This window comes from Arthrobacter sp. zg-Y844 (genome assembly GCF_024385465.1).
Classification (GTDB): domain Bacteria; phylum Actinomycetota; class Actinomycetes; order Actinomycetales; family Micrococcaceae; genus Arthrobacter_B.
In genome coordinates, this window is the sequence record NZ_JANFLS010000005.1 from 176,000 (window position 1) to 194,605 (window position 18,606).

The following is an 18,606-nucleotide window of genomic DNA, read 5'->3' on the forward strand; positions in this document are numbered from 1 at the left end:
TGTTTCACTGTGCGGCAGGCCCACCGCGGTTACTGTCCGTCCGGCGTCGAAGTGCCTGGACAGCTCAGGGCACCCGGGCCCGCTGCCACGGCCTGTTCCGCCGGGAGAAGTTCCTGGAATCCGGAGCCGATCACCACGTCCACCGATGCGTCCGTCCGCTCGTCCATAACGTAGTCCGTGCCGGGAATGTGCTGCTGCAGCGTGTAGGCAGCGGCGGCCCCGGAGGGGCCGGAAAGCACCAGCGCGGTCATGCCGGAACGGTTCACGCTGCTGTTGCCTACCCGGTCCACCCGGAAGCCGCGCTCATTCAGGGCGTCTCCGACGGTTCCGCCCAGGCCCGGCGACGCCGTCGCGTTGTAGACATTGACCGTCACGGTGGCGGGGTCCAGATACGGAAAAGGCCCGGCCGGACATTCGTCCACCGGACCCGCAGAGGTACTGGGTGCTGCCACGGGCAGCCGTACCCACCCCGAAATCAATCCCTGCGCCAGGATCACCGCGGCCACCAGGAACAACGCCAGGATCCCGACCACTGAATTATGCAGCCGGCGGCGCCGTCTCGCGCGCCGGACCAGCTCCGGTTCGTCGGTCGGTGCAAATACCGCGCCGAGGTCGCCGCCGGTGATGATCCGGTGCCCGTGCCATTCCCTTGGATCGTTCCTCGCCGGGTTGCCGCGGTGCCGCCCCTCAAGGGGCTCCTTAGTCATCGAGGACCAGCACGCGTGCGTGCAGTATGGTCCGCTGGTGCAATGCCGTCCTTACGGCCCGGTGCAATCCGTCTTCAAGGTACATGGTGCCCTTCCATTGGACGACGTGCGGGAACAGGTCTCCGAAAAAGGTGGAATCCTCGGCCAGCAGCGCGCCAAGGTCCAGTGTGGCCTTCGTGGTCACCAGTTCATCCAGGCGAACCTGCCGGGGAGGTACCGCTGCCCAGTCCTTCGGTGTTACGTATCCATGGTCAGGGTAGGGGCGTACGTCGCCAACAGCTTTGAAGATCACTAGTACAGAGTAGATAACATCCGCACCCAAAGAAACAGCGGTGCTCGGGCGCGCCGTCCCCAAAAGCCCCGATTAGGCCGCTGTTTACCCCCCAGACACGAAAATGCGGTCCGGACAGTAGACACGGGATACTGGGAAGGTGAACACCTCTGCTCCCCGAATCGGTCTCCTGCTCGACGTCGACGGCCCCGTGGCCAGCCCTGTCTCCCGGAGCGTCCGTCCCGCCATCATCCGGGACCTGGTTACCCTGGCATCCGCAGGCTGGCCGGTCATCTTCAATACGGGCCGGTCCGACGCCTTCATCCGCGAGCAGGTCATGCAGCCGATGATGGCCGCCGGGCTGCCGGAAGGGGTGCGGCTGCACGCCGTGTGTGAAAAGGGCGCCGTCTGGTTCTCCTTCGACGGGACCGGATCAGACCAGCCCCAGGTGGACCCGGAATTGAAGGTCCCCGGCGACTACGCCGAGGCCATCCGCGACCTGGTGGCCGCCAAGTACTCCGAGACCATGTTCTTCGACGAAACCAAGCTGGCCATGGTCTCCGTGGAGCAGCACGTACAGGTGGACAACTCGGATTACCTCACGGACCAGCGCCGCTTCGACGCCGACGCCCTGGAACAGATGTCCCTGGCCGGACTGGGCGGCCGGCGATTGGAACATGCCATTCCGGACGCCCGCGGAGCCGTCGCTTTCCGGATTGATCCCACCATCATCTCCACCGACATTGAAGCCATGGGGGTGGGCAAGGACCTGGGTGCACGGCGCGCACTGTCCCTGCTCGAAGCGGACGGCACGCCGGTTCCGCACGTCTGGCGGACAGTCGGGGATTCCCGCACCGATTACGCCATGGCTGACGAACTGCACGCGCTGGGGTACGACGTCGCGCACGTGGACGTGCGGCCGGCGGACGGTGTCCCGTCCACGCCCTATCCGGTGCTGACGGCCGGGTCCCTGATTCACGACGACGCCGGCGCGGCCTACTTTGAACGCTGGGTGGCAATGGCTGCCGGGGAAGCGGGGGACGACGCCGTCGTCGCCTAGCACTCCCCCGGCGCCGAAGCCCTACTCCAGGCGCAGTACCGCTTCGACGGATTGCTGGATTTCGGGTGCCCCGGGGGCGACGGCGGACGCGAAGCGGCCCACAATCTCGCCGCTGTCTGTGATGAGGAACTTCTCGAAGTTCCAGCCGATGTCGTCGCCCAGCTCGCCGTCATGGAACCGGGTCAGGGCTGCGTAGAGCGGGTGCCGGTTCGGTCCGTTGACATCGGCCTTGGCGGTCAGCGGGAAGGTGACGCCGAAGTTCCGCGAGCAGAACTCGGCGATTTCTTCGTTGGTGCCCGGTTCCTGCCCGGCGAAGGAGTTGCTGGGCACGCCGAGGATGCTGAAGTTCCGGTGCTCATACGTTTCGTAGAGGGCCTGCAGTCCCTCGTACTGGGCGGTGAACCCGCAGCGCGAGGCAACGTTCACCACCAGCACGGCCTTACCGCGGAACAGTTCTCCGAAGGTGGTTTCGGTGCCGTCCAGCATGGTGAGGGGAATGTCGTACAAGTTGTCGTTCACGGCGTTGGTCTCCACGGAGCTCCCTTTCGATTGGCCTGCTTCCATTGCATCCCATTCCCGCCGCAATACCGAATTCCCGCCTCCGGTGCCTGCCGAACGAAACACCGGGACGTGATTCATAGCACTTCGTAATATTCGGTTCGAACTTGACATACCCGGTGATAGCTTGCCGCTATGAGTGTGATTCCCGAGTCAATTCCCGTCCTGGACCTGAGCACGGCACGCAATGCCGACGGCTCCTTCAATCCCCAATTCATCGATCAGCTGCGCGATGCCACGCACCGGATCGGGTTCTTCCAGCTGGTCGGCTACGGTGCCGCCCAGGCCCGGGTCGAGGAACTGTTCGATGTCACGAAGCGGTTCTTCAACCTGCCGCTTGAGGACCGGTTGGCCCTGGACAACCGTAATTCCCCGCACTTCCGCGGCTACACCCGGCTCGGCACCGAAATCACCAAGGGCCGCCCGGACGCCCGCGAGCAGGTGGACTTCGGCCCGGAACGCGCACCCGTGACGGACTATCCTGCGGACCAGCCGTACTGGCTGGTCCAGGGCCCCAACCAGTTCCCGGACGAGGTGCTGCCCGAACTGCGCTCCACCGCCATGGACTGGGCCGAGGCGATGAGCTGGGTGGGTGCGGAGCTGCTCAGCGCTATCGCGGTGTCCCTGGAACTGCCCGAGGACCACTTCACCGAACCCTTCGAGGACACTCCCGCCTGGATGGCCAAGCTCATCCACTACGTGGGCGGCGTCGTGAAGGAAGCCGGCACCCAGGGCGTCGGCGCGCATGCCGACTACGGCTTCATCACGCTGCTGCTGCAGGATTCGGTGGGCGGCCTGGAAGTAAAGCCGCACGAGTCCGACACCTGGCTTCCGGTGGAGCCCATCCCCGGCGCGCTGGTGGTGAACCTGGGCGAAATGCTCGAGGTGGCCACCCAGGGCTACCTCTCCGCGACCATCCACCGTGTCCTGGCGCCCGCTCCCGGCGTGGACCGGTACGCCATTCCGTTCTTCTGGTCGCCGCGGCTGGACACGGTGATCAACCCGGTGCAGCTTCCCGCCGAGCTGGCTGCGCAGTCCCGCGGCATTTCCGATGATCCGGACAACCCCATGCTGGCTTCCTACGGCGCGAACGTCCTGAAGGGCTGGCTGCGGGCGCACCCGCAGGTGGCCAAGCTGCACCATCCGGAGCTTGCGGGGAAGTAAGGGGCGGCTCAGCCCGACGGCAGCGGACGCGGGAACCATGTGGTTCCCGCGTCCGCTTTCAGTTCGGCAGGAGCGCTAGTCGACGGCGCCGGCCTTCACCTTGCCCGAAGGCTCCTCCTCCGGGCCCTCCACGACGTCCGGGTCCTGCACGTTGTCCGTGTACCACTCGGTGAGGGCGGGGTCGTCGCTCTCGAAGTCGGCGCCGGCGCCTTCGGCTTCCGGCACGTGCGCGGTGCCGAAGACGAAGTCGTCTCCGTGCTCGTCGATGCCGCGGCGCACGCCGCCGCTGATGGCCTCCAGCGCATACCGGCGCCGGATCATCAGCGGGTCGTTGCGCAGGTCCTTGGCCCAGGAGACCATCACGCCGACGAGGATGACGGTGAACGGCAGGGCGCAGGTCACCATGATGGCCTGGAGTCCCGAAAGGGCGTTCTGGCCCCCGGCCAGCAGCAGGAACAGGGCGATCAGCCCGAGTGCCGCCGACCAGATGATGGTCACCGATTTCGAGGGTACGGGCCGGCCCGACTGGGACATCGAGCCCATGACGTTGGCGGCCGAGTCCGCAGCGGTGACGAAGAAGACCACAATCGCGAGCATGCACACGATGGCCGTCACGGAACTGAACGGCAGGTTGGCCAGCAGATCGAACATAACGTTCTCTCCGGAGCCCTTCATGGTCAGCTCAAGCCCGTTCTGGTTCATCCAGATGGCGGTGCCGCCGAAGACCGTGTACCAGCAGACGGAGATGGTCATGGGAACGAAAACGACGACGGTGACGAACTGGCGCAGGGTGCGGCCCTTGGAGATCTTGGCGATGAACATTCCCACGAACGGCGACCAGGAGATCCACCAGGCCCAGTACAGGGTGGTCCAGCCGGTCAGGAAGGCCTCCTGCTCGGCGCCCTGGCCGGCGAAGACGGTCAGCATGTCCGGCATGTTGCCGACAAACGCGATGAGCGAGGCCGGCAGCAGATCGAGCAGGAAGAACGTCGGCCCGGCCAGCAGGACAAAGAGCGTCAGCAGAATGACCAGGGTCATGTTGAGGTTGGAGAGCAGCCGGATGCCCTTCTTGATGCCGGCGACCGCGGAGATGGTGAAGACAACCGTCAGGAGGCTGATCGCGACGACGACGAAGCCGTTGCCCAGCTCCTGGCCCGTGATGATCGAGACTCCGGTGCGGATCTGGAGCGCGCCGATGCCCAGCGAGGTCGCGGTGCCGAACAGTGTCACCAGCACGGCGGAAACGTCGATGATCTTTCCCAGCACCCGGTTGTTGCCGTCGGGGAAGACCGGTTCGAACAGCGACGAAATCAGCGGCAGCCGGCCGCGCCGGAACGAGGCGTAGGCCAGGGCGCCGCCCACCAGGGCGTAGATGACCCAGGCGAGACTGGCCTGGTGCAGGAAGGTGGTCGACATGGCCGGCAGGATGGCGGCGGAGGTGCCGGCCTCGGCATCAGTCGAGGGCGGTGGGGAGAGGAAATGGCTGAGCGGTTCCATCGGCCCGTAGAAGATCAGCGCGATGCCCAGACCAGCGGCGAACAGCATGGAGATCCAGGACGTCGTGGAGTACTCCGGCGTGCTGTCGTCGGCCCCCAGCCGGATCTTGCCGGTCGGCCCGAAGCCGACCACCAGCATGAAGATCGCGGCGGCAACCATGGTGGCGTTAAACAGCCAGCCGAAATGCACAACCACCCAGCCCTGTATGCCGGTGCCCACGGAACTGAGGTTGCTGGGCGCAAAAATCGCCCACGCCAGAACGGCGAGAGAGATGGCCATGGCAAGAATGAACACGCTTCGCCGGGTCGGATAGCTGACCCCGGTGTCCTCAACGCTGATGCCCGGAACCAGCCCGGGATGGAGGCTAAGCGCCGGGGCGGAAGCAGCAGTACGCAGCGCCTTTTTCACACGTTCAACTGGGCGGCCGGCGGGTTTGCGCATCGGCGACCCGGCCACGCTTGAACCGTCGGTGGTGCCTGCGACGTGCGCTGGGGGTGAAGATTCGGAATTCATAACGCTAAACTTTAGGGTATAAAACGCCAATTACAGTAAATCTTGGATTCCACCAGCGCCCTCCCAGTCGGTCGCAGAACCGCCCGCATAGCACTAATACCGCGGCAGGACCAATCGAGCGAAAGCGCTCGAACCATGCTCCGCGGAGAGCCCTGCGCCCCGGAAGTATTGCATTTTACTCACCGATGCAATTGATAGAAATAGCAAAAGTCCCGATAATTATATCCCTTTATAGTTTCTTCCGATAATTTGCGGAAAACAATTCCAACCGACCGAATATCGCCATCACTCACCTACCGTTGACTCGCTCCCGCCCCGTCCCTAGGCTGTCGGGCAAGCCGGAGCGGCACTGCCATTTCCATTCCAGGACGCTCCCTCGGTGATCGAAAGGCTTTCGACATGCCGCTCTACGCCTATCGCTGCGTTGCCGGCGGTTCAGCCGGGTTAATCTGCGCCGATTTCGAGGTCCAGCTCGCCATGGGCTCCGCCCCTTCTTCCCTCCCCTGCCCCGCCTGCGGGGCTCCCGCCCGGCGTCGCTTCACCGCGCCCAATCTCTCCCGCGCTTCCTCCACCGCTTACCGCCTGATCGAGTCCACGCAGCGCTCGGCGTCGGAGCCCGCCGTCGTCCGCTCCCCCGTCCCCGGCACCCGTCCGGCCGGCAATATGACCACCAATCCGCTCCACCGAAAGCTGCCCCGCCCCGACTAAAACTCCGCGCAAGAGACCGCCCCAGTTAGAGGAGAAGCCATGCCCAAGACCGTCTTTCCCCTTGATTCGTCCCGGAAGTTCGAGGACCAGGAAAAGCTGGGGCACAACCGGTGGCATCCCGAAATACCGCCCGTCGCGGTACTCAAGCCCGGTGAGGCCTTTCGGGTGGACTGCCGCGAGTGGTTCGACGGCGCCATCGTCAACGACGATTCCGCCGAGGACATCCTCAACGCTCCCCTGCTGACCGTGCATAAACTCAGCGGCCCGTTTGCCGTGGAAGGGGCGCGTCCCGGCGACCTGCTCGTGGTGGACATCCTCGACGTCGGCCCCATTCCGCAGGAAGATACCGGCCCGCTGGCGGGACAGGGCTGGGGTTACACCGGGATTTTCGCCCGCGAGAACGGCGGCGGGTTCCTCACCGAGCAGTTCCCCGACGCCTACAAGGCCGTCTGGGATTTCACGGGCCAGACCGCCACGTCGCGGCACGTTCCCGGCGTCTCCTTTACCGGCCTGATCCATCCCGGACTGATGGGGACCGCGCCGTCGTCGGACCTGCTCGCCAAGTGGAACCGGCGGGAAGGCGACCTGATTGCCACCGACCCGCACCGGGTGCCGCCGCTCGCGCTGCCGCCGGAGGCCGAACACGCCGTGCTCGGGGGCCTGCCCCGGGACCAGTGGGAGCGGGTGGGCGCGGAAGCTGCCCGCACGGCGCCGCCGCGGGAGAACGGTGGAAACCAGGACATCAAGAACCTGTCCAAGGGGAGCCGGATTTTCTATCCCGTGTTTGTGGACGGCGCGAACCTCTCGGTGGGTGACCTGCACTTCTCCCAGGGCGACGGCGAAATCACCTTCTGCGGCGCGATTGAAATGGGCGGGTTCATCGATCTGAAGGTGGACCTAATTAAGGGCGGCATGGAGACCTACGGCGTCTCCGAAAACGCGGTCTTTATGCCGGGCAACGTGGATCCTCAGTTCAGCGAGTGGATCGCGTTCTCCGGCACCTCGGTGACGCTCGACGGCGAGCAGCGTTACCTCGACTCGCACCTGTCCTACCAGCGGGCCTGCCTGCACGCGATCGACTACCTGACGAAGTTCGGTTACAGCCCGGAACAGGCCTACCTGCTGCTGGGCGCCGCACCGATCGAGGGCCGGCTGTCCGGAGTGGTGGACATCCCCAATTCGTGTTCCACCGTGTACATTCCGACGTCCATTTTCGACTTCGATGTCCGCCCGTCGGCGGCCGGACCGTTCCGGATTGACCCGGGGATCGGAGCGCCGCGGGCAAGCCGCACTTGAGCCGCGGGGCCGTGCGTTTACGGTGTACACAACCGGGCTAAAATACCCCTGTGAATACCAAAAACTTCCCGCACCTCATGGCCCCGGGGCGCATGGGCCCCATGGAAACGCACAACCGCATCGTCCTGCCGGCGATGGACATGAACGTCTCCGAGCACGGCGAGATTGAACAGCCTGAAATCGACCACTACGTGGCCCGTGCCGCGGGAGGCGCCGGACTGATCATCACCGGTGCCTGCGCCATCGCGTTCCCGCACGGAGCGGCGTCCATGAAGGAGCCGGGACTGTCGGATGACAAGTACATTCCCGGTCTCAAGGCGCTGGCCGATGCCGTCCACGCCGCCGGCAGCAAGCTCTGCATCCAGTCCACGCACCACGGCAAGGTTGCCCGCGTGGACGTCGCCAATGACCGTCCGGTGCTCGCGCCCAACCAACCGGACTACTCCTATGACATGTCCGCCCTGGCGGACAGCACCCGTGAAGAGCTCGGCAAGATGGGCGCCGCCACCGCCGGCAAGAAGACCGCCTACCGCGAGATGACCGCCGAGGACATTTCCTGGCTGGTCTCCACCTGGGCCGACGCCGCCGAACGCGTCGCCAAAGCCGACGCCGACGCCATCGAGATCCACGTGGCGCACGGCTACATCCTCGGCGTCTTCCTTAACCAGCGGGACAACCTGCGCACGGATGAATACGGCGGCTCCCTGGAAAACCGGGCCCGGCTGGCCTGCGAGGTCATCGGTGCGGTCAAGGAACGGGTGGGCGATCGCCTGGCCGTCCTGGTCCGTGTGGCCGGTGAAGAATACGGGCAGGAGGGTGGCCTGACCCTCGACGAGGCGATCGAGGCCTCCAAGCTGTTCGAAAAGGCCGGCGCTGACGCCATCCACGTCACCGGCTGGGGGCGTAACCCGTTCGACAACTTCACCGACGGCCCGCTGCCCAACAAGGTGGGTGCCTACCTGAAGAACGCCGCGGAGATCAAGAACCACGTCAGTGTTCCGGTGATCGCCGTCGGCCGGATGCTGCCGGAGGTGTCCGAGAAGGCGCTGGCCGCCGGACAGATCGACTTCGCCGCCATGGGACGCCAGCTGCTGGCCGACCCGGAACTGCCGAACAAGCTGCGCGACGGCAAGTTCGACCAGGTCCGCCCCTGCATCAACTGCTACCTCTGCGTCGCGGAGAACTTCTTCGACGACACCCCGTTCTGCGCGGTCAACCCCGCACTGGGCAACGAGGCGCTGCTGCCGCTGAAGCCTGCGTCCGCGACCAAGCACGTAGTGGTTGTCGGCGCCGGCCCCGCGGGCCTGGAAAGCGCCCGCGTCCTGACCGAGCGCGGCCACCGGGTCACCGTGGTGGACAAGTCGGACCGCCTCGGCGGGACCATGTGGTTCTCCACCATGACCACCCCGGACAACGAACGGCTGCTGAAGTGGTTCAAGTCCGAGATTCGGCGCCTGAACATTGCGGTGAAGCTGAACACCAAGGCCACGGTGGAATCCATCCGGGCCCTGCACCCCGACCACGTGATCGTGGCCACCGGCGCCGTCCGGCCCAAGCCGGACTTCCCCGGCGGCGACCTGCCGATCGTGCAGACCGGCGACACGCTGCGGGCCATGATGCTCGGCACCGCCACCGCTGAGGAAGCCGGCGCCGTGCTGAGCACCCTGGGCAAGCTCGGCCGCCTCTCCGGCGTGACCAAGAGCCCGGAGTTTGTCCGCCAGTTCACCAAGGTCTGGCTGCCGATGGGCAAGGACGTCGTGGTGATCGGCGGCTCCCTCGTGGGCCTGGAGCTGTCCGAGTTCCTTGCCGAGCGCGGCCGCCGCGTCACGCTGCTGCATGAAAAGCAGCAGCTCGGCCTGCCGCTGGCCATGCCGCGCCGCTGGACCGCCGTGAAGGAATCCGAAAAGCACGGCGTGAAGATCCACCGCAACGCCTCGATCACCCGCATCACCGAGAAGAGTGTCGAGTGGACCGTGGGCGGGGAGAGCTTCTCCGCCCCTGCGGACATGGTGGTCTACGCGGACGGCACGACGTCGGCCTCACCGCTGGCGGACGAACTGCGGGCCGCGGACATCAGCTGCGACGTCGTCGGCGACGCCGGGGAGGTCAACTACATCCACGGCGCCATCCACTCATCCTGGAAGGTGAGCACCGAACTCTAGGCCGGTATTGCCTTCTCCTTCGGAGGCGCGAGAAGCCGGCAGGCCGCTGTGATGGCGGCCTGCCGGCGTCGTTCGCGGGCGGCGTCGGAATCCTCGGCCCTGCCGGTGTAGAGCAGTTCCGGGGACTGCGCCCATGCGGTGGCCATCGAAAAAAGCAGGGTCATCAGGTCATCCGGATTCCAGGCAGGATCTATGATCCCCTGCGCCTGGGCGGCGGAAATATCGGCTGATGTCGGCCCCGGGCGGCTGCTGGGGGCCAGCACTTCCGGCGCCCCCTCGAGCCGGGCCCAGTCCAGCATGCGCAGATGCTCGGGGTGCTCCACCGAGTGGTCGTAAAGGGCGCCGACGAACCCGGGAAGATCCAGCGCATCCCGCGGAACCTGGTCCGTGGTCTCCTGCAGGTTCGTCGCCAGCACTGCGGCGAACAACGCATTCTTCCCGCCGAAATACGCATAAAGGCGTTCCTTGCTGGCGCGTGCCTCTTCCGCAATACGGTCAACACGGGCACCGGCCAGCCCATACTGTGCAAACTCTTTTCGTGCTGCAGCCAGGATCCTGGCCCGCGTGGCTTCGCCGTCGGTTCTCATACCTGTAGTCTAGCTAAGCCAACCAACCAGTTCGTTTGATTAGGATTTCCCCTTCATGGACCGCACCACCCCTTCCGGCCTGCCCCGGGCCGCCGCCGTCGACCACTCGGCACATCCGCACCGCTGGCTGCTGCTGGCCGTCCTGGCGCTGGCCCAGCTGATGGTGGTCCTGGACGGCACCATCGTGAACATCGCCCTGCCGGACGCGCAGCGCGAACTGGGCATGTCCGACGGCGACCGCACCTGGGTGGTCACGATCTACGCACTGGCCTTCGGCTCGCTGCTGCTGCTCGGCGGACGCATCGCCGATTACTGGGGCCGCAAGCGCACGTTCATGGTGGGAATGGCCGGCTTTGCCGTGGCCTCCGCTATCGGCGGTTTTGCGGAAAGCACCGAAATGCTCCTGGCTGCCCGCGGCCTGCAGGGCGCCTTCGCCGCACTGCTGGCACCGGCGTCGCTCGCCATCCTGACCATCACCTTCCCCTCGGGCAAGGACCGCATCAAGGCCTTCGCCGTGTACGGTGCCATCGGCGGCGGCGGCGCGGCCATCGGCCTGCTGCTTGGCGGCGTCCTGACGCAGTACGCCAGCTGGAACTGGTGCCTGCTGGTCAACGTGCCGATTGCGATTGTCGCCATGGCCGCCGCCCTGCCGCTGATCCGGGAGAGCAAGGCCCACGGCAACACCCGCTACGACCTGCCGGGCGCCGTTCTCGTGGTGGCCGGACTGGCTTCGCTCGTGTACGGATTCTCCCAGGCCGAAAACGGCTGGGCACGTGTTGAAACCATTGCCTTCCTTGCCGCCGGCGTGCTGATCCTGGCGCTGTTCGTGTTCGTGGAAAGCCGCGTTTCCAACCCGCTGCTGCCCCTGCGCGTGCTGACCAACAAGGTCCGCGGCGGCGCGTTCCTGACCTCCACGCTGACCGGCGCTGCCCTGCTGGGCGGCATCCTGTTCCTGATCTTCTACTTCCAGATTGTCCTGGGCTACTCGCCGCTGAAGTCCGGCCTTGCGTCGCTGCCCATGACCATCGCCATCACCGTCGGCGCCGGCGTCCTGTCCAAGTTCCTGCCGCGCACCGGCGTCCGCCTGCCCATGACCGTGGGGCCGATCGTCGGCGCTGCCGGCCTGATCTGGCTCTCCTTCATCACGGTCGAGGGGAACTACGCCCTGGAGGTCCTCCCCGGACTGGCGCTGCTGGGCTTCGGCCTCGCGATGATCTTCGTGCCGCTGCAGAACGTGGCCCTGGCCGGCATTGACGAGCACGACGCCGGCGTGGCCAGCGCCGCTGTATCGGCCACCCAGCAGATCGGCGGGTCCATCGGCACCGCACTGTTCACGGCCGTCTACACGGCCGGCATCACTTCCTACCTGAGCAGCAACGGCGGCCAGCCTGCCGCAGAACTCGAAGCGCTGGTGAACGGTTACTCCACCGCGTTCGTCTGGGCCGGCGTCGCACTCTTCCTTGCCGCCCCGATCGGCTACTTCATGATCCGCCCGTCCAAGGAGGACCTGCTGAAGGTTCCCGAGGTAGCCCCCGTCGGCTAAGGCGGTCCCACCTCTGATGACCGGAACCGGTCCCGCGAAAGCGGGACCGGTTCTTTTTTATACGCCCGGAGCACGTGCCGGGCAGGAAACCTCCGGAATTATTCGGCACCCCACCCAGTTAGCTTCCCCATGACTACTATCGCGATCATTGGTGCAGGACGCGGCCTGGGTGCCGCCGTGGCACGACGTTTCGGCGCAGAGGGATTCTCCGTTGCGCTGATCTCCCGAAGCCAGGCCAAGGTGGACGCCCTTGCCGAAGACCTCGGCAAGGCCGGAATTCCGGCCCGGGGCTTCGCCGCCGACGTCCGCAATCCGGAATCGATCGCCGCTGCCCTCGAGGCTGCGGCCGAAACCCTCGGCCCGGTCGAGGTGCTGCAGTACAGCCCCCTTCCGCAGAAAGACTTCATGCGGCCCGTCCTTGAGACGACCGTAGCGGACCTCCGGGGTCCTGTTGAGTTCTCCATCTACGGGCCGGTGGCCGCAGTCCACCAGGTGCTGCCCGGAATGCGGTTCCTTGGTGAAAACCGAGGCACCATCCTCTTCGTCAACGGCGGATCAGCAGTGAAGCCCGGACGCGGTGTCACCGGAACCTCGGTGGCGTTCGCCGGCCAGGCCGCTTACGCGCAGCTCCTCAACGAGGTCCTCGGCGAGGAGGGCATCCACGTATCGCAGCTCATCATCGGCGGCCGCATCATCGAGGGTGATCCGGAAAAGGATCCCGACGTTCTCGCCGGTGTCCTTTGGGACCTCCACACCCGTCGGGACACCTTCCGCCGCCAGATCAGCGCGGACTGATCAGCGTGAGTGATCAATCGAGTGAGCCGCCCCGCCGGCGAACTTGATCACGGCACTTCAGAAAGAGGCCCGGGCAACCGGGCCTCTTTCTCTGTCCGGAGCAGCGTTTTCGGTGTATTCAGTGTTGCCTGTACCGCGCAGGTGCGACAGTCTCGCGGAAACTCGAACCCTCACATCGCAGAACGGACCGGCTGCCATGAAATACGCGATCCTCGTTTATTCGAACCCTCAGCCATGGGGCCACCCAACGGGGAACTACTTGCCTGCGTTCCAATCCTTACCGAAGTCCGAGCGGCAGCGGATGGACACCGAATTCGATTCGTTCCTCACCGAGCTGCAGGAGAGCGGGGAGCTTCTCGGCGGTGAGGCACTGGGGGATCCGGCTGGCGCGCAACTGGTCCGCCGGGAAGAGGGGCCGGTCATCAGCAGCGGACCGTATGCTGCACCCGGGGAACATCTCGCCGGGATGTTCTTCATCCAGGCCGGTACCCCGCAGCGTGCGGAGGAAATCCTGGCCCGGTTCGCCTCCCCCGGCGAAACCGTCGAACTGCGCCCGATCGCGAATATGTGATTATTCCTTTATGGAGAACTTCGAGCGCCCAGTTGCCTTTCGCGCAACGGCATTCATCCGCCCGTCGAAGTGGCTGCACCGGCCGGTGCGCGCAATCCGCTACGACGCCTATTGGCGGGACGGACGCCTGGAGTTCGGTGTAGACCTGTTCAAGTTGCTCCGTGGCATGCACACCACGGACTCCTCGACCCTACAAACGAACCTGCGCGCCACCTGCCCGGAAGTCGGCCGCGGCAGGTGGGTGCACGAGTCCGGCAGCGTCATGACGGGACCCGTTCCACCGGAGCCAATGCAGGGCACGGAGCGTTAGCAGCCCCTACAGCCCGGTCCGCCGTAGATCTCGACAATTCGTCAACTCCTATTGACACGGACACTCCGTCAATCTAGGTTGACGCTTATGGAAGACCATTCCCCCTTGGCCGCCGCGGCGGCGAGTCCCGATCCGGCTACCGGGCTGCGCGCCGTCGTCGCCCTCGGTAGGCTGCGCGACCAGCTCGAGGCCGTGCAGGTTGCCAATGCCCGGGCGCAGGGCTGGTCCTGGCAGGCCATCGCCGACCAGCTCGGCATCAGCAAGCAGGCAGTGCACCAGAAGTACAACCGGAAAGCGAAGTAGCGCCATGTTTGAACGGTTCACTCAGCAAGCCCGCCAAAGTGTCGTCTCCACCCAGGAAGAAGCCCGCACCTTGGAGGCGACCCAGATCCTCCCGGTGCACGTGCTGATCGGCGCGGTGTCCACCGTGGAAACATCCACCCCTCGGCTGGCGTCCGTGCTGGCCGAGTGCGGCCTCACGTCAGCACAGCTGCGTGCGGACCTACGCGCCATGGGCCCGGACTCCGGGTACGACGACGCCGCCGCCTTGGAATCCGTCGGTATTGACCTGGACGAGGTGCGCCGCGCCGTCGATGCACAATTCGGGGAAGGCACCCTGGACGCCGCCGCCGGTCCCGCCCCGCGGCGTCGTCGCCTGTTCGACTCCCTCAAAGGCGGGCACCTGCCCTTCAGCAGCGGTGCGAAAGCCGTACTGACGAACAGCCTGCGCGAATCAACGGCCCGGAAGGACGGCTACATCGGGACGGAACATCTACTGCTGGGAGTCCTCCGCGGCGCCGATCCCGCAGCCATGTCCCTGATCAGCCGACACGTGGGGCCGGAAGACCTGAGGGTTCGAATTCTCGGCACCATGGACGCCGCGGCCTAGGTCCCGGCGCCCGCGCCGAGCCCGGTTCACCAGTCCGCCAGCTTCGTGTCCGGAGCCAGCGGCCCCCGGCCCGCCAGCCAGGCCATGAAGCTGCGCTGCTGGTTCGGGGGCCCGAGCCGTTCCGGAACCGTGGCGAGCAGGACAGGAAGGTCCCACGCGACGTACTCCTCGGGCCAGTCCGCGGGTGTATAGCCGAGCCCCAGGTCCACGTGGTGCATCTCGACTTCGCGGAGCCGATGCGCCGGGCAGGCAGCCACGCCGTAGGAATCGTCGCCCATGAGGTGGCCGTTGGGCCATCCTGCCGCCTCGGACAGGTTCAGGACCTCCTCGAGGTGCAGCATGCTGGAGCTGAGGTCGGCGATGATTTCTGCGGCGGCCCGGCTGGCACCCTCCTCGATCTCCCGGGTGCGCTGTTCGGATCCGCCGGGATATCTCGGAACATCGTGGCCTTCGAGGGCGCCGGACAGCCGGCGGGCGTGGGCATCGGCGTTCCGCGCCAGATGGGTCAGGACGTGCCCCACGGTCCAGCCAGGCAAGCGGCTTGGCGCCAGGACGTCCCTATCGGTTAGGTCTGCGACACGACGCATCAGACGCGCCTGGGCCGCAAAGCATAGTTGCGCCGCCCGCTGAGGATCCTCTTCCAGATTCACAATGCCCCGCCTTCCCGCCGGCTCCCGTTTGGACGTTATTGTCCATCGCCGGGGTCGGAACGGGTCTCAGGCGCGGCCCAGCACCGCCACCAGGAAGTCCGACTCGGGCGTAAACGGCCGCAGGTCCCACGTGGAGAACCGCTGCTGGACCTCAAGGCCGGCCGCGGCGGCGTCGTCGAAGAAGGCCTCGAAGGCATACCCGCGGTTTCCGCCGAACCCGATAACCACCCGGCCGTCGGCTGCAAGGTGCTCGCGCATCCGGGTCAGGACGTCGACGGCGGTTCCCGGTGCCAGGAAGGTCATCACGTTGCCGGCGCAGACAATCAGGTCGAACGGTTCGGGAACGCCTTCGGCGGGCAGGTCCAGTTCCGAGAGGTCCCCGACGAACCACTGCAGGTCCGGGAAGTCCTGCCGGGCGGCGTCGATAAGTTCCGGATCGACGTCGACGCCGACGACGGCGTGGCCGCGCCGCGCCAGTTCCCCGCCCACCCGGCCGGGACCGCAGCCGGCGTCGAGGATCCGGGCTCCCCGCGGCAGCATCGCGTCAATCAGCCGGGCTTCGCCGTCGAGGTCCTGGCCCTGCTCCCGCATGGCCTCGAACCGCGAGATGTACCAGGCGGAATGCCCGGGATTCTGCCGCTTTTTCGCTTCCCAGAGGGTTTCGTTTCGCATCTTCCAAGCCTACGTCGCGAAACCGGCGGCCGGTCAGCCAACAGGGCTGCCGGCCGCCGGGCGGAGACGCCTCGGCTAGGCCTGAACGGCCTTCTTGCCCTTGCGGTACTGCCCCATCGACTTGAAGTAGTGATTCGACGGGGTCAGGAACAGCAGCACCGTTGCGGCCAGCGTCAGGAGGACGGATATCAGCGTCACCCAGGCTGTTTCGTAGACCGGGATGACGCTTGCGAAGAACTGCACGCGCGCATTCAAGGCTGTAAGCACCGCAACAACAATGAGGACGATCCGGGGCCAGCCGAGGCCCATCCGGGACAGCAGGGCAATCGCTGCGAGGATGACGGCGGTGATGACTCCTGCCCAGACATAGTCGGAGATTTCGTTGCGGATCCAGATGGGGACGTTGTCCGGGCCCAGGAAGCTCTCAATTTCGGACTTATGGTCATCCTTATTCACGGCCATGATTCCCACCGGAATCCGGATCAGCACCAGGGCCGCTGCGGCCAGCAGCAGCCAGAAGGCCATCTCCACCGTCTTCGGACGTGCAGGTGCGTTTCCGGGTGCTACCGGCTGGGCTCCTGCGTAAGGATTCTGGTTGGCGTCCTGCGCTATTTTCTCGGTCATGCTTCCCCCATAAAACTGGCTGATTCCGCGGCAGATTTGCCGGGCCGGTAGGTAGCCTATCCGACCTCCGGAACGCTGTGCGCCCGGCGCTTAGCGGTGCAACGCCACCACCCCGCAATAAAAAACACCTGCACCCGGGGTTCCATCCCGCCATTGTGGGGCAGGATGGGTGTACCCAGCCGGGGCCGCATGAGCCCCGGACCGCACAGAGGGAAGGCATTATCCAATGGCAGATCTAGGCGGCATGGCAGACAAGGCGAAGGACGCAGCCAAGGACAACCCGGAGAAGGTTGACCAGGCTAAAGACAAGGCGAAGGACGCCGTCGACGGAAACAAGGACGACAAGAAGTAAGTAACCGTCGTCCAACAGAGCCGGACCGTCCCCGCGGGGGCGGTCCGGCTCTTCACGGGCGTCAAGGGAAATGGGGGGGGGAAGAGTGTCGCTGAGCACGTCGCGGGTGAGCATCGTTGCGGATCTGCGCTCATATGGTGAAGACGCCGCTGCGCAGTGGGCGTGGGAAGCGCCCCGGGAGGTGCTGGAGGAGGTTCTGACCGTCGCAAGCTGGGTGCTTTATAACGGTCCTGGCCTGGCCGATGGTTCCAGCATGCTGATCAGCAAGGCGGTCGCCCTGGCGGGGGTCTACGTTCACGAGTCACGTCCCCGGGACCTGCACCGCAAGCGGAGGGACTTGAGGGTCCACTCTGCCACCGTCGCCAATGACACCCCTTACGCACGGGAGCGCTTCCTCGGCAGCGATGACTACGATGCCGTCGGTCCGGATGCACGCAGTTATTGGGGCCAACAGCAGCTGCCGCAGGCGAGCACCTGACCCGGTTATTGTCCGCACCGGGGAATAGAACGCAGCCCGGGTTTCTTGTACCGCCCATGAAAGCAATCGTGTACTCCGCCACCGGTCCCTCATCCGTCCTCTCCCTCGTTGACCGCGACGCCGCCGCCCCCGGCCCCGGCGAAGTGCGGGTTCGGGTTACCGTTTCGGGCGTGAATCCCACCGACTGGAAGGCCCGCGCCGGCAGCAGCCTGGCGTTCCCCGAGGTGGTGCCGAACCAGGACGGCGCCGGGATTATCGACGCCGTCGGCGAGGGCGTGACCGACCTTCAGGTGGGCGACCGGGTGTGGATCTACCTCGCAGCCCACGGCCGTCCGACCGGGACCGCCCAGGAATTCACCGTCCTCCCCGCCGACCGGGCGGTGCGGCTTCCGGACGGCATCGGCTTCGACGTCGCCGGCAGCCTCGGTATCCCCGCGATGACCGCACACCGCGCCCTCACCGTCCACGAACAGGGTCCGTCCCGGCTCGCCCCCGGAGCCCTCGCAGGCCGCACCGTCCTGGTTCAGGGCGGCGCCGGAGCCGTAGGCCACGCCGCCATCCAGTTCGCCGCCTGGGCCGGCGCCACCGTGATCGCGACGGTCAGCAGCGACGCGAAGGCGGAGCTGGCCACCGCTGCCGGCGCCCACCACATCGTCCGCTACCCCGACGACGCCGAAGCCGACCGGATCCGCGAACTCGCCCCGGACGGCGTCGACCACATTGTCGAAGTGTCCCCCGCCCAGAACGCGGCCCTTGATGTGGACGTAATCGCCAACCACGGCAGCATCGCCTACTACGCGAACAACAACGGCGAGGAATTCACGGCGCCGATCGTTGCGAGCTTCGCGAAAAATGTCCGTTGGCAGGGCGTCCTTATATATACGGTGGGGACCCAGGCCCAGCACGCCGCGGCAGAGGACATTACCGCAGCACTGCAGGACGGCGCGCTGTCTGTCGGTGAGTCCGCGGGACTGCCCCTCACCTGGTTCCCCCTCGAGGAAACCGCCGCTGCGCACGACGCCGTCGAGAACGGAACCACCGGCAAGATCCTCATCCGCGTTGGTGACGAGAACGCCTAGACCCCGGATCTTTCGCGGAGGTGTACAACCCGTTCCTGAGGGATGAACCAAGGTTGAACAGGTAGCATGACGGTACTATTCTTCTTTGACCCCGAGATCGGGTTGGATGTCAAGGGTGCC

At 65.9% G+C, this 18,606-nt stretch carries 22 protein-coding genes; 14 read left to right on the forward strand and 8 right to left on the reverse strand.

What is annotated here, in order from left to right; all coding sequences use genetic code 11:
- Positions 1 to 29 precede the first annotated feature (29 nt).
- Entirely contained in the window at positions 30 to 707 is a 678-nt protein-coding gene (locus tag NNX35_RS15600) for a LytR C-terminal domain-containing protein (protein WP_255767359.1), read from the reverse strand.
- Positions 700 to 999, reverse strand: coding sequence for a type II toxin-antitoxin system VapB family antitoxin (locus tag NNX35_RS15605; protein WP_227904874.1), 300 nt, complete (start codon positions 997 to 999; stop codon positions 700 to 702). The genes NNX35_RS15600 and NNX35_RS15605 overlap by 8 nt, the downstream gene beginning before the upstream one ends.
- A gap of 139 nt (positions 1,000 to 1,138) precedes the next feature.
- Here NNX35_RS15605 and NNX35_RS15610 point away from each other — a divergent pair, with 139 nt between their 5' ends.
- Positions 1,139 to 2,038 (forward strand): hypothetical protein, encoded by a 900-nt coding sequence (locus NNX35_RS15610; protein ID WP_255767358.1) that lies wholly within the window; start codon positions 1,139 to 1,141, stop codon positions 2,036 to 2,038.
- A 21-nt stretch (positions 2,039 to 2,059) separates the two neighbouring features.
- Here NNX35_RS15610 and NNX35_RS15615 read toward each other — a convergent pair whose 3' ends face one another.
- Positions 2,060 to 2,572 carry a glutathione peroxidase gene (locus NNX35_RS15615; protein ID WP_308219754.1) on the reverse strand — a complete coding sequence of 171 codons (513 nt, stop codon included), beginning with the start codon at positions 2,570 to 2,572 and terminating at the stop codon, positions 2,060 to 2,062.
- A gap of 159 nt (positions 2,573 to 2,731) precedes the next feature.
- On the opposite strand from NNX35_RS15615, the gene NNX35_RS15620 reads away from it, so the two are divergent.
- Complete coding sequence (locus NNX35_RS15620) at positions 2,732 to 3,760, forward strand: isopenicillin N synthase family oxygenase (RefSeq protein ID WP_255868267.1); 1,029 nt, start codon at positions 2,732 to 2,734, stop codon at positions 3,758 to 3,760.
- A gap of 75 nt (positions 3,761 to 3,835) precedes the next feature.
- On the opposite strand, the gene NNX35_RS15625 is transcribed toward NNX35_RS15620, so the two are convergent.
- The gene (locus NNX35_RS15625; RefSeq protein WP_255868268.1) at positions 3,836 to 5,770 is read right to left on the reverse strand and encodes a BCCT family transporter; all 1,935 of its coding nucleotides are present in this window, start codon (positions 5,768 to 5,770) and stop codon (positions 3,836 to 3,838) included.
- Positions 5,771 to 6,169: 399 nt separating this feature from the next.
- Here NNX35_RS15625 and NNX35_RS15630 point away from each other — a divergent pair, with 399 nt between their 5' ends.
- From NNX35_RS15630 to NNX35_RS15640, 3 genes are read left to right on the forward strand one after another with little or no spacing between them, the layout of a single operon-like run.
- Positions 6,170 to 6,478, forward strand: a complete 309-nt coding sequence (locus NNX35_RS15630) for a zinc ribbon domain-containing protein (RefSeq protein ID WP_255868269.1) — start codon at positions 6,170 to 6,172, stop codon at positions 6,476 to 6,478.
- A gap of 39 nt (positions 6,479 to 6,517) precedes the next feature.
- Positions 6,518 to 7,774 (forward strand): formamidase, encoded by a 1,257-nt coding sequence (gene fmdA, locus NNX35_RS15635; RefSeq protein ID WP_255868270.1) that lies wholly within the window; start codon positions 6,518 to 6,520, stop codon positions 7,772 to 7,774.
- 50 nt (positions 7,775 to 7,824) lie between these two features.
- Positions 7,825 to 9,936, forward strand: a complete 2,112-nt coding sequence (locus NNX35_RS15640) for an NAD(P)/FAD-dependent oxidoreductase (protein WP_255868271.1) — start codon at positions 7,825 to 7,827, stop codon at positions 9,934 to 9,936.
- Here the strand turns inward: NNX35_RS15640 and NNX35_RS15645 are convergent.
- Positions 9,933 to 10,523, reverse strand: a complete 591-nt coding sequence (locus NNX35_RS15645; protein ID WP_255868272.1) for a TetR/AcrR family transcriptional regulator — start codon at positions 10,521 to 10,523, stop codon at positions 9,933 to 9,935. The genes NNX35_RS15640 and NNX35_RS15645 overlap by 4 nt on opposite strands.
- 55 nt (positions 10,524 to 10,578) lie before the next feature.
- Here NNX35_RS15645 and NNX35_RS15650 point away from each other — a divergent pair, with 55 nt between their 5' ends.
- The 6 genes from NNX35_RS15650 (at position 10,579) to NNX35_RS15675 (ending at position 14,631) form a co-directional block, all read left to right on the forward strand.
- On the forward strand, positions 10,579 to 12,066 hold the full coding sequence (locus NNX35_RS15650; protein WP_255863639.1) for an MFS transporter: 1,488 nt from the start codon (positions 10,579 to 10,581) through the stop codon (positions 12,064 to 12,066).
- A gap of 129 nt (positions 12,067 to 12,195) precedes the next feature.
- Positions 12,196 to 12,861, forward strand: coding sequence for an SDR family NAD(P)-dependent oxidoreductase (locus tag NNX35_RS15655; RefSeq protein ID WP_255863638.1), 666 nt, complete (start codon positions 12,196 to 12,198; stop codon positions 12,859 to 12,861).
- Positions 12,862 to 13,162: 301 nt separating this feature from the next.
- On the forward strand, positions 13,163 to 13,432 hold the full coding sequence (locus NNX35_RS15660) for a YciI family protein (RefSeq protein ID WP_255868273.1): 270 nt from the start codon (positions 13,163 to 13,165) through the stop codon (positions 13,430 to 13,432).
- A 10-nt stretch (positions 13,433 to 13,442) separates the two neighbouring features.
- Entirely contained in the window at positions 13,443 to 13,742 is a 300-nt protein-coding gene (locus tag NNX35_RS15665; RefSeq protein ID WP_255767348.1) for a hypothetical protein, read from the forward strand.
- Between the two features lie 87 nt (positions 13,743 to 13,829).
- Positions 13,830 to 14,045, forward strand: a complete 216-nt coding sequence (locus NNX35_RS15670; protein WP_146363983.1) for a helix-turn-helix domain-containing protein — start codon at positions 13,830 to 13,832, stop codon at positions 14,043 to 14,045.
- Positions 14,046 to 14,049: 4 nt separating this feature from the next.
- On the forward strand, positions 14,050 to 14,631 hold the full coding sequence (locus tag NNX35_RS15675) for a Clp protease N-terminal domain-containing protein (protein WP_255863634.1): 582 nt from the start codon (positions 14,050 to 14,052) through the stop codon (positions 14,629 to 14,631).
- A gap of 26 nt (positions 14,632 to 14,657) precedes the next feature.
- On the opposite strand, the gene NNX35_RS15680 is transcribed toward NNX35_RS15675, so the two are convergent.
- The 3 genes from NNX35_RS15680 to NNX35_RS15690 form a co-directional block, all read right to left on the reverse strand.
- The gene (locus NNX35_RS15680) at positions 14,658 to 15,281 is read right to left on the reverse strand and encodes a maleylpyruvate isomerase family mycothiol-dependent enzyme (protein WP_255868274.1); all 624 of its coding nucleotides are present in this window, start codon (positions 15,279 to 15,281) and stop codon (positions 14,658 to 14,660) included.
- A 66-nt stretch (positions 15,282 to 15,347) separates the two neighbouring features.
- Complete coding sequence (locus tag NNX35_RS15685) at positions 15,348 to 15,953, reverse strand: bifunctional 2-polyprenyl-6-hydroxyphenol methylase/3-demethylubiquinol 3-O-methyltransferase UbiG (protein ID WP_255868276.1); 606 nt, start codon at positions 15,951 to 15,953, stop codon at positions 15,348 to 15,350.
- Between the two features lie 75 nt (positions 15,954 to 16,028).
- A complete protein-coding gene (locus NNX35_RS15690) occupies positions 16,029 to 16,577 on the reverse strand; it encodes a hypothetical protein (RefSeq protein WP_255868277.1) in 549 nt (182 codons plus the stop codon).
- Positions 16,578 to 16,803: 226 nt separating this feature from the next.
- On the opposite strand from NNX35_RS15690, the gene NNX35_RS15695 reads away from it, so the two are divergent.
- From NNX35_RS15695 to NNX35_RS15705, 3 genes are all read left to right on the forward strand, one after another.
- Positions 16,804 to 16,929, forward strand: a complete 126-nt coding sequence (locus tag NNX35_RS15695; RefSeq protein ID WP_255767342.1) for a hypothetical protein — start codon at positions 16,804 to 16,806, stop codon at positions 16,927 to 16,929.
- Between the two features lie 85 nt (positions 16,930 to 17,014).
- Positions 17,015 to 17,407, forward strand: a complete 393-nt coding sequence (locus tag NNX35_RS15700; protein WP_255863630.1) for a hypothetical protein — start codon at positions 17,015 to 17,017, stop codon at positions 17,405 to 17,407.
- 56 nt (positions 17,408 to 17,463) lie between these two features.
- On the forward strand, positions 17,464 to 18,486 hold the full coding sequence (locus NNX35_RS15705; protein ID WP_255868278.1) for an NADPH:quinone reductase: 1,023 nt from the start codon (positions 17,464 to 17,466) through the stop codon (positions 18,484 to 18,486).
- The last annotated feature ends 120 nt before the right edge of the window (positions 18,487 to 18,606 follow it).

What these genes read in the sequence shown, in the direction of transcription:
- NNX35_RS15670 (WP_146363983.1), top strand. Translation starts at nt 13,830, where the DNA reads ATGGAAGACCATTCCCCCTTGGCCGCCGCGGCGGCGAGTCCCGATCCG.
- NNX35_RS15625 (WP_255868268.1), bottom strand. Translation starts at nt 5,770, where the DNA reads ATGAATTCCGAATCTTCACCCCCAGCGCACGTCGCAGGCACCACCGAC.
- NNX35_RS15620 (WP_255868267.1), top strand. Translation starts at nt 2,732, where the DNA reads ATGAGTGTGATTCCCGAGTCAATTCCCGTCCTGGACCTGAGCACGGCA.
- NNX35_RS15630 (WP_255868269.1), top strand. Translation starts at nt 6,170, where the DNA reads ATGCCGCTCTACGCCTATCGCTGCGTTGCCGGCGGTTCAGCCGGGTTA.
- NNX35_RS15675 (WP_255863634.1), top strand. Translation starts at nt 14,050, where the DNA reads ATGTTTGAACGGTTCACTCAGCAAGCCCGCCAAAGTGTCGTCTCCACC.
- NNX35_RS15600 (WP_255767359.1), bottom strand. Translation starts at nt 707, where the DNA reads ATGACTAAGGAGCCCCTTGAGGGGCGGCACCGCGGCAACCCGGCGAGG.
- NNX35_RS15650 (WP_255863639.1), top strand. Translation starts at nt 10,579, where the DNA reads ATGGACCGCACCACCCCTTCCGGCCTGCCCCGGGCCGCCGCCGTCGAC.
- NNX35_RS15645 (WP_255868272.1), bottom strand. Translation starts at nt 10,523, where the DNA reads ATGAGAACCGACGGCGAAGCCACGCGGGCCAGGATCCTGGCTGCAGCA.
- NNX35_RS15665 (WP_255767348.1), top strand. Translation starts at nt 13,443, where the DNA reads ATGGAGAACTTCGAGCGCCCAGTTGCCTTTCGCGCAACGGCATTCATC.
- NNX35_RS15655 (WP_255863638.1), top strand. Translation starts at nt 12,196, where the DNA reads ATGACTACTATCGCGATCATTGGTGCAGGACGCGGCCTGGGTGCCGCC.
- NNX35_RS15690 (WP_255868277.1), bottom strand. Translation starts at nt 16,577, where the DNA reads ATGACCGAGAAAATAGCGCAGGACGCCAACCAGAATCCTTACGCAGGA.
- NNX35_RS15660 (WP_255868273.1), top strand. Translation starts at nt 13,163, where the DNA reads ATGGACACCGAATTCGATTCGTTCCTCACCGAGCTGCAGGAGAGCGGG.
- NNX35_RS15695 (WP_255767342.1), top strand. Translation starts at nt 16,804, where the DNA reads ATGGCAGATCTAGGCGGCATGGCAGACAAGGCGAAGGACGCAGCCAAG.
- fmdA (WP_255868270.1), top strand. Translation starts at nt 6,518, where the DNA reads ATGCCCAAGACCGTCTTTCCCCTTGATTCGTCCCGGAAGTTCGAGGAC.
- NNX35_RS15685 (WP_255868276.1), bottom strand. Translation starts at nt 15,953, where the DNA reads ATGCGAAACGAAACCCTCTGGGAAGCGAAAAAGCGGCAGAATCCCGGG.
- NNX35_RS15705 (WP_255868278.1), top strand. Translation starts at nt 17,464, where the DNA reads ATGAAAGCAATCGTGTACTCCGCCACCGGTCCCTCATCCGTCCTCTCC.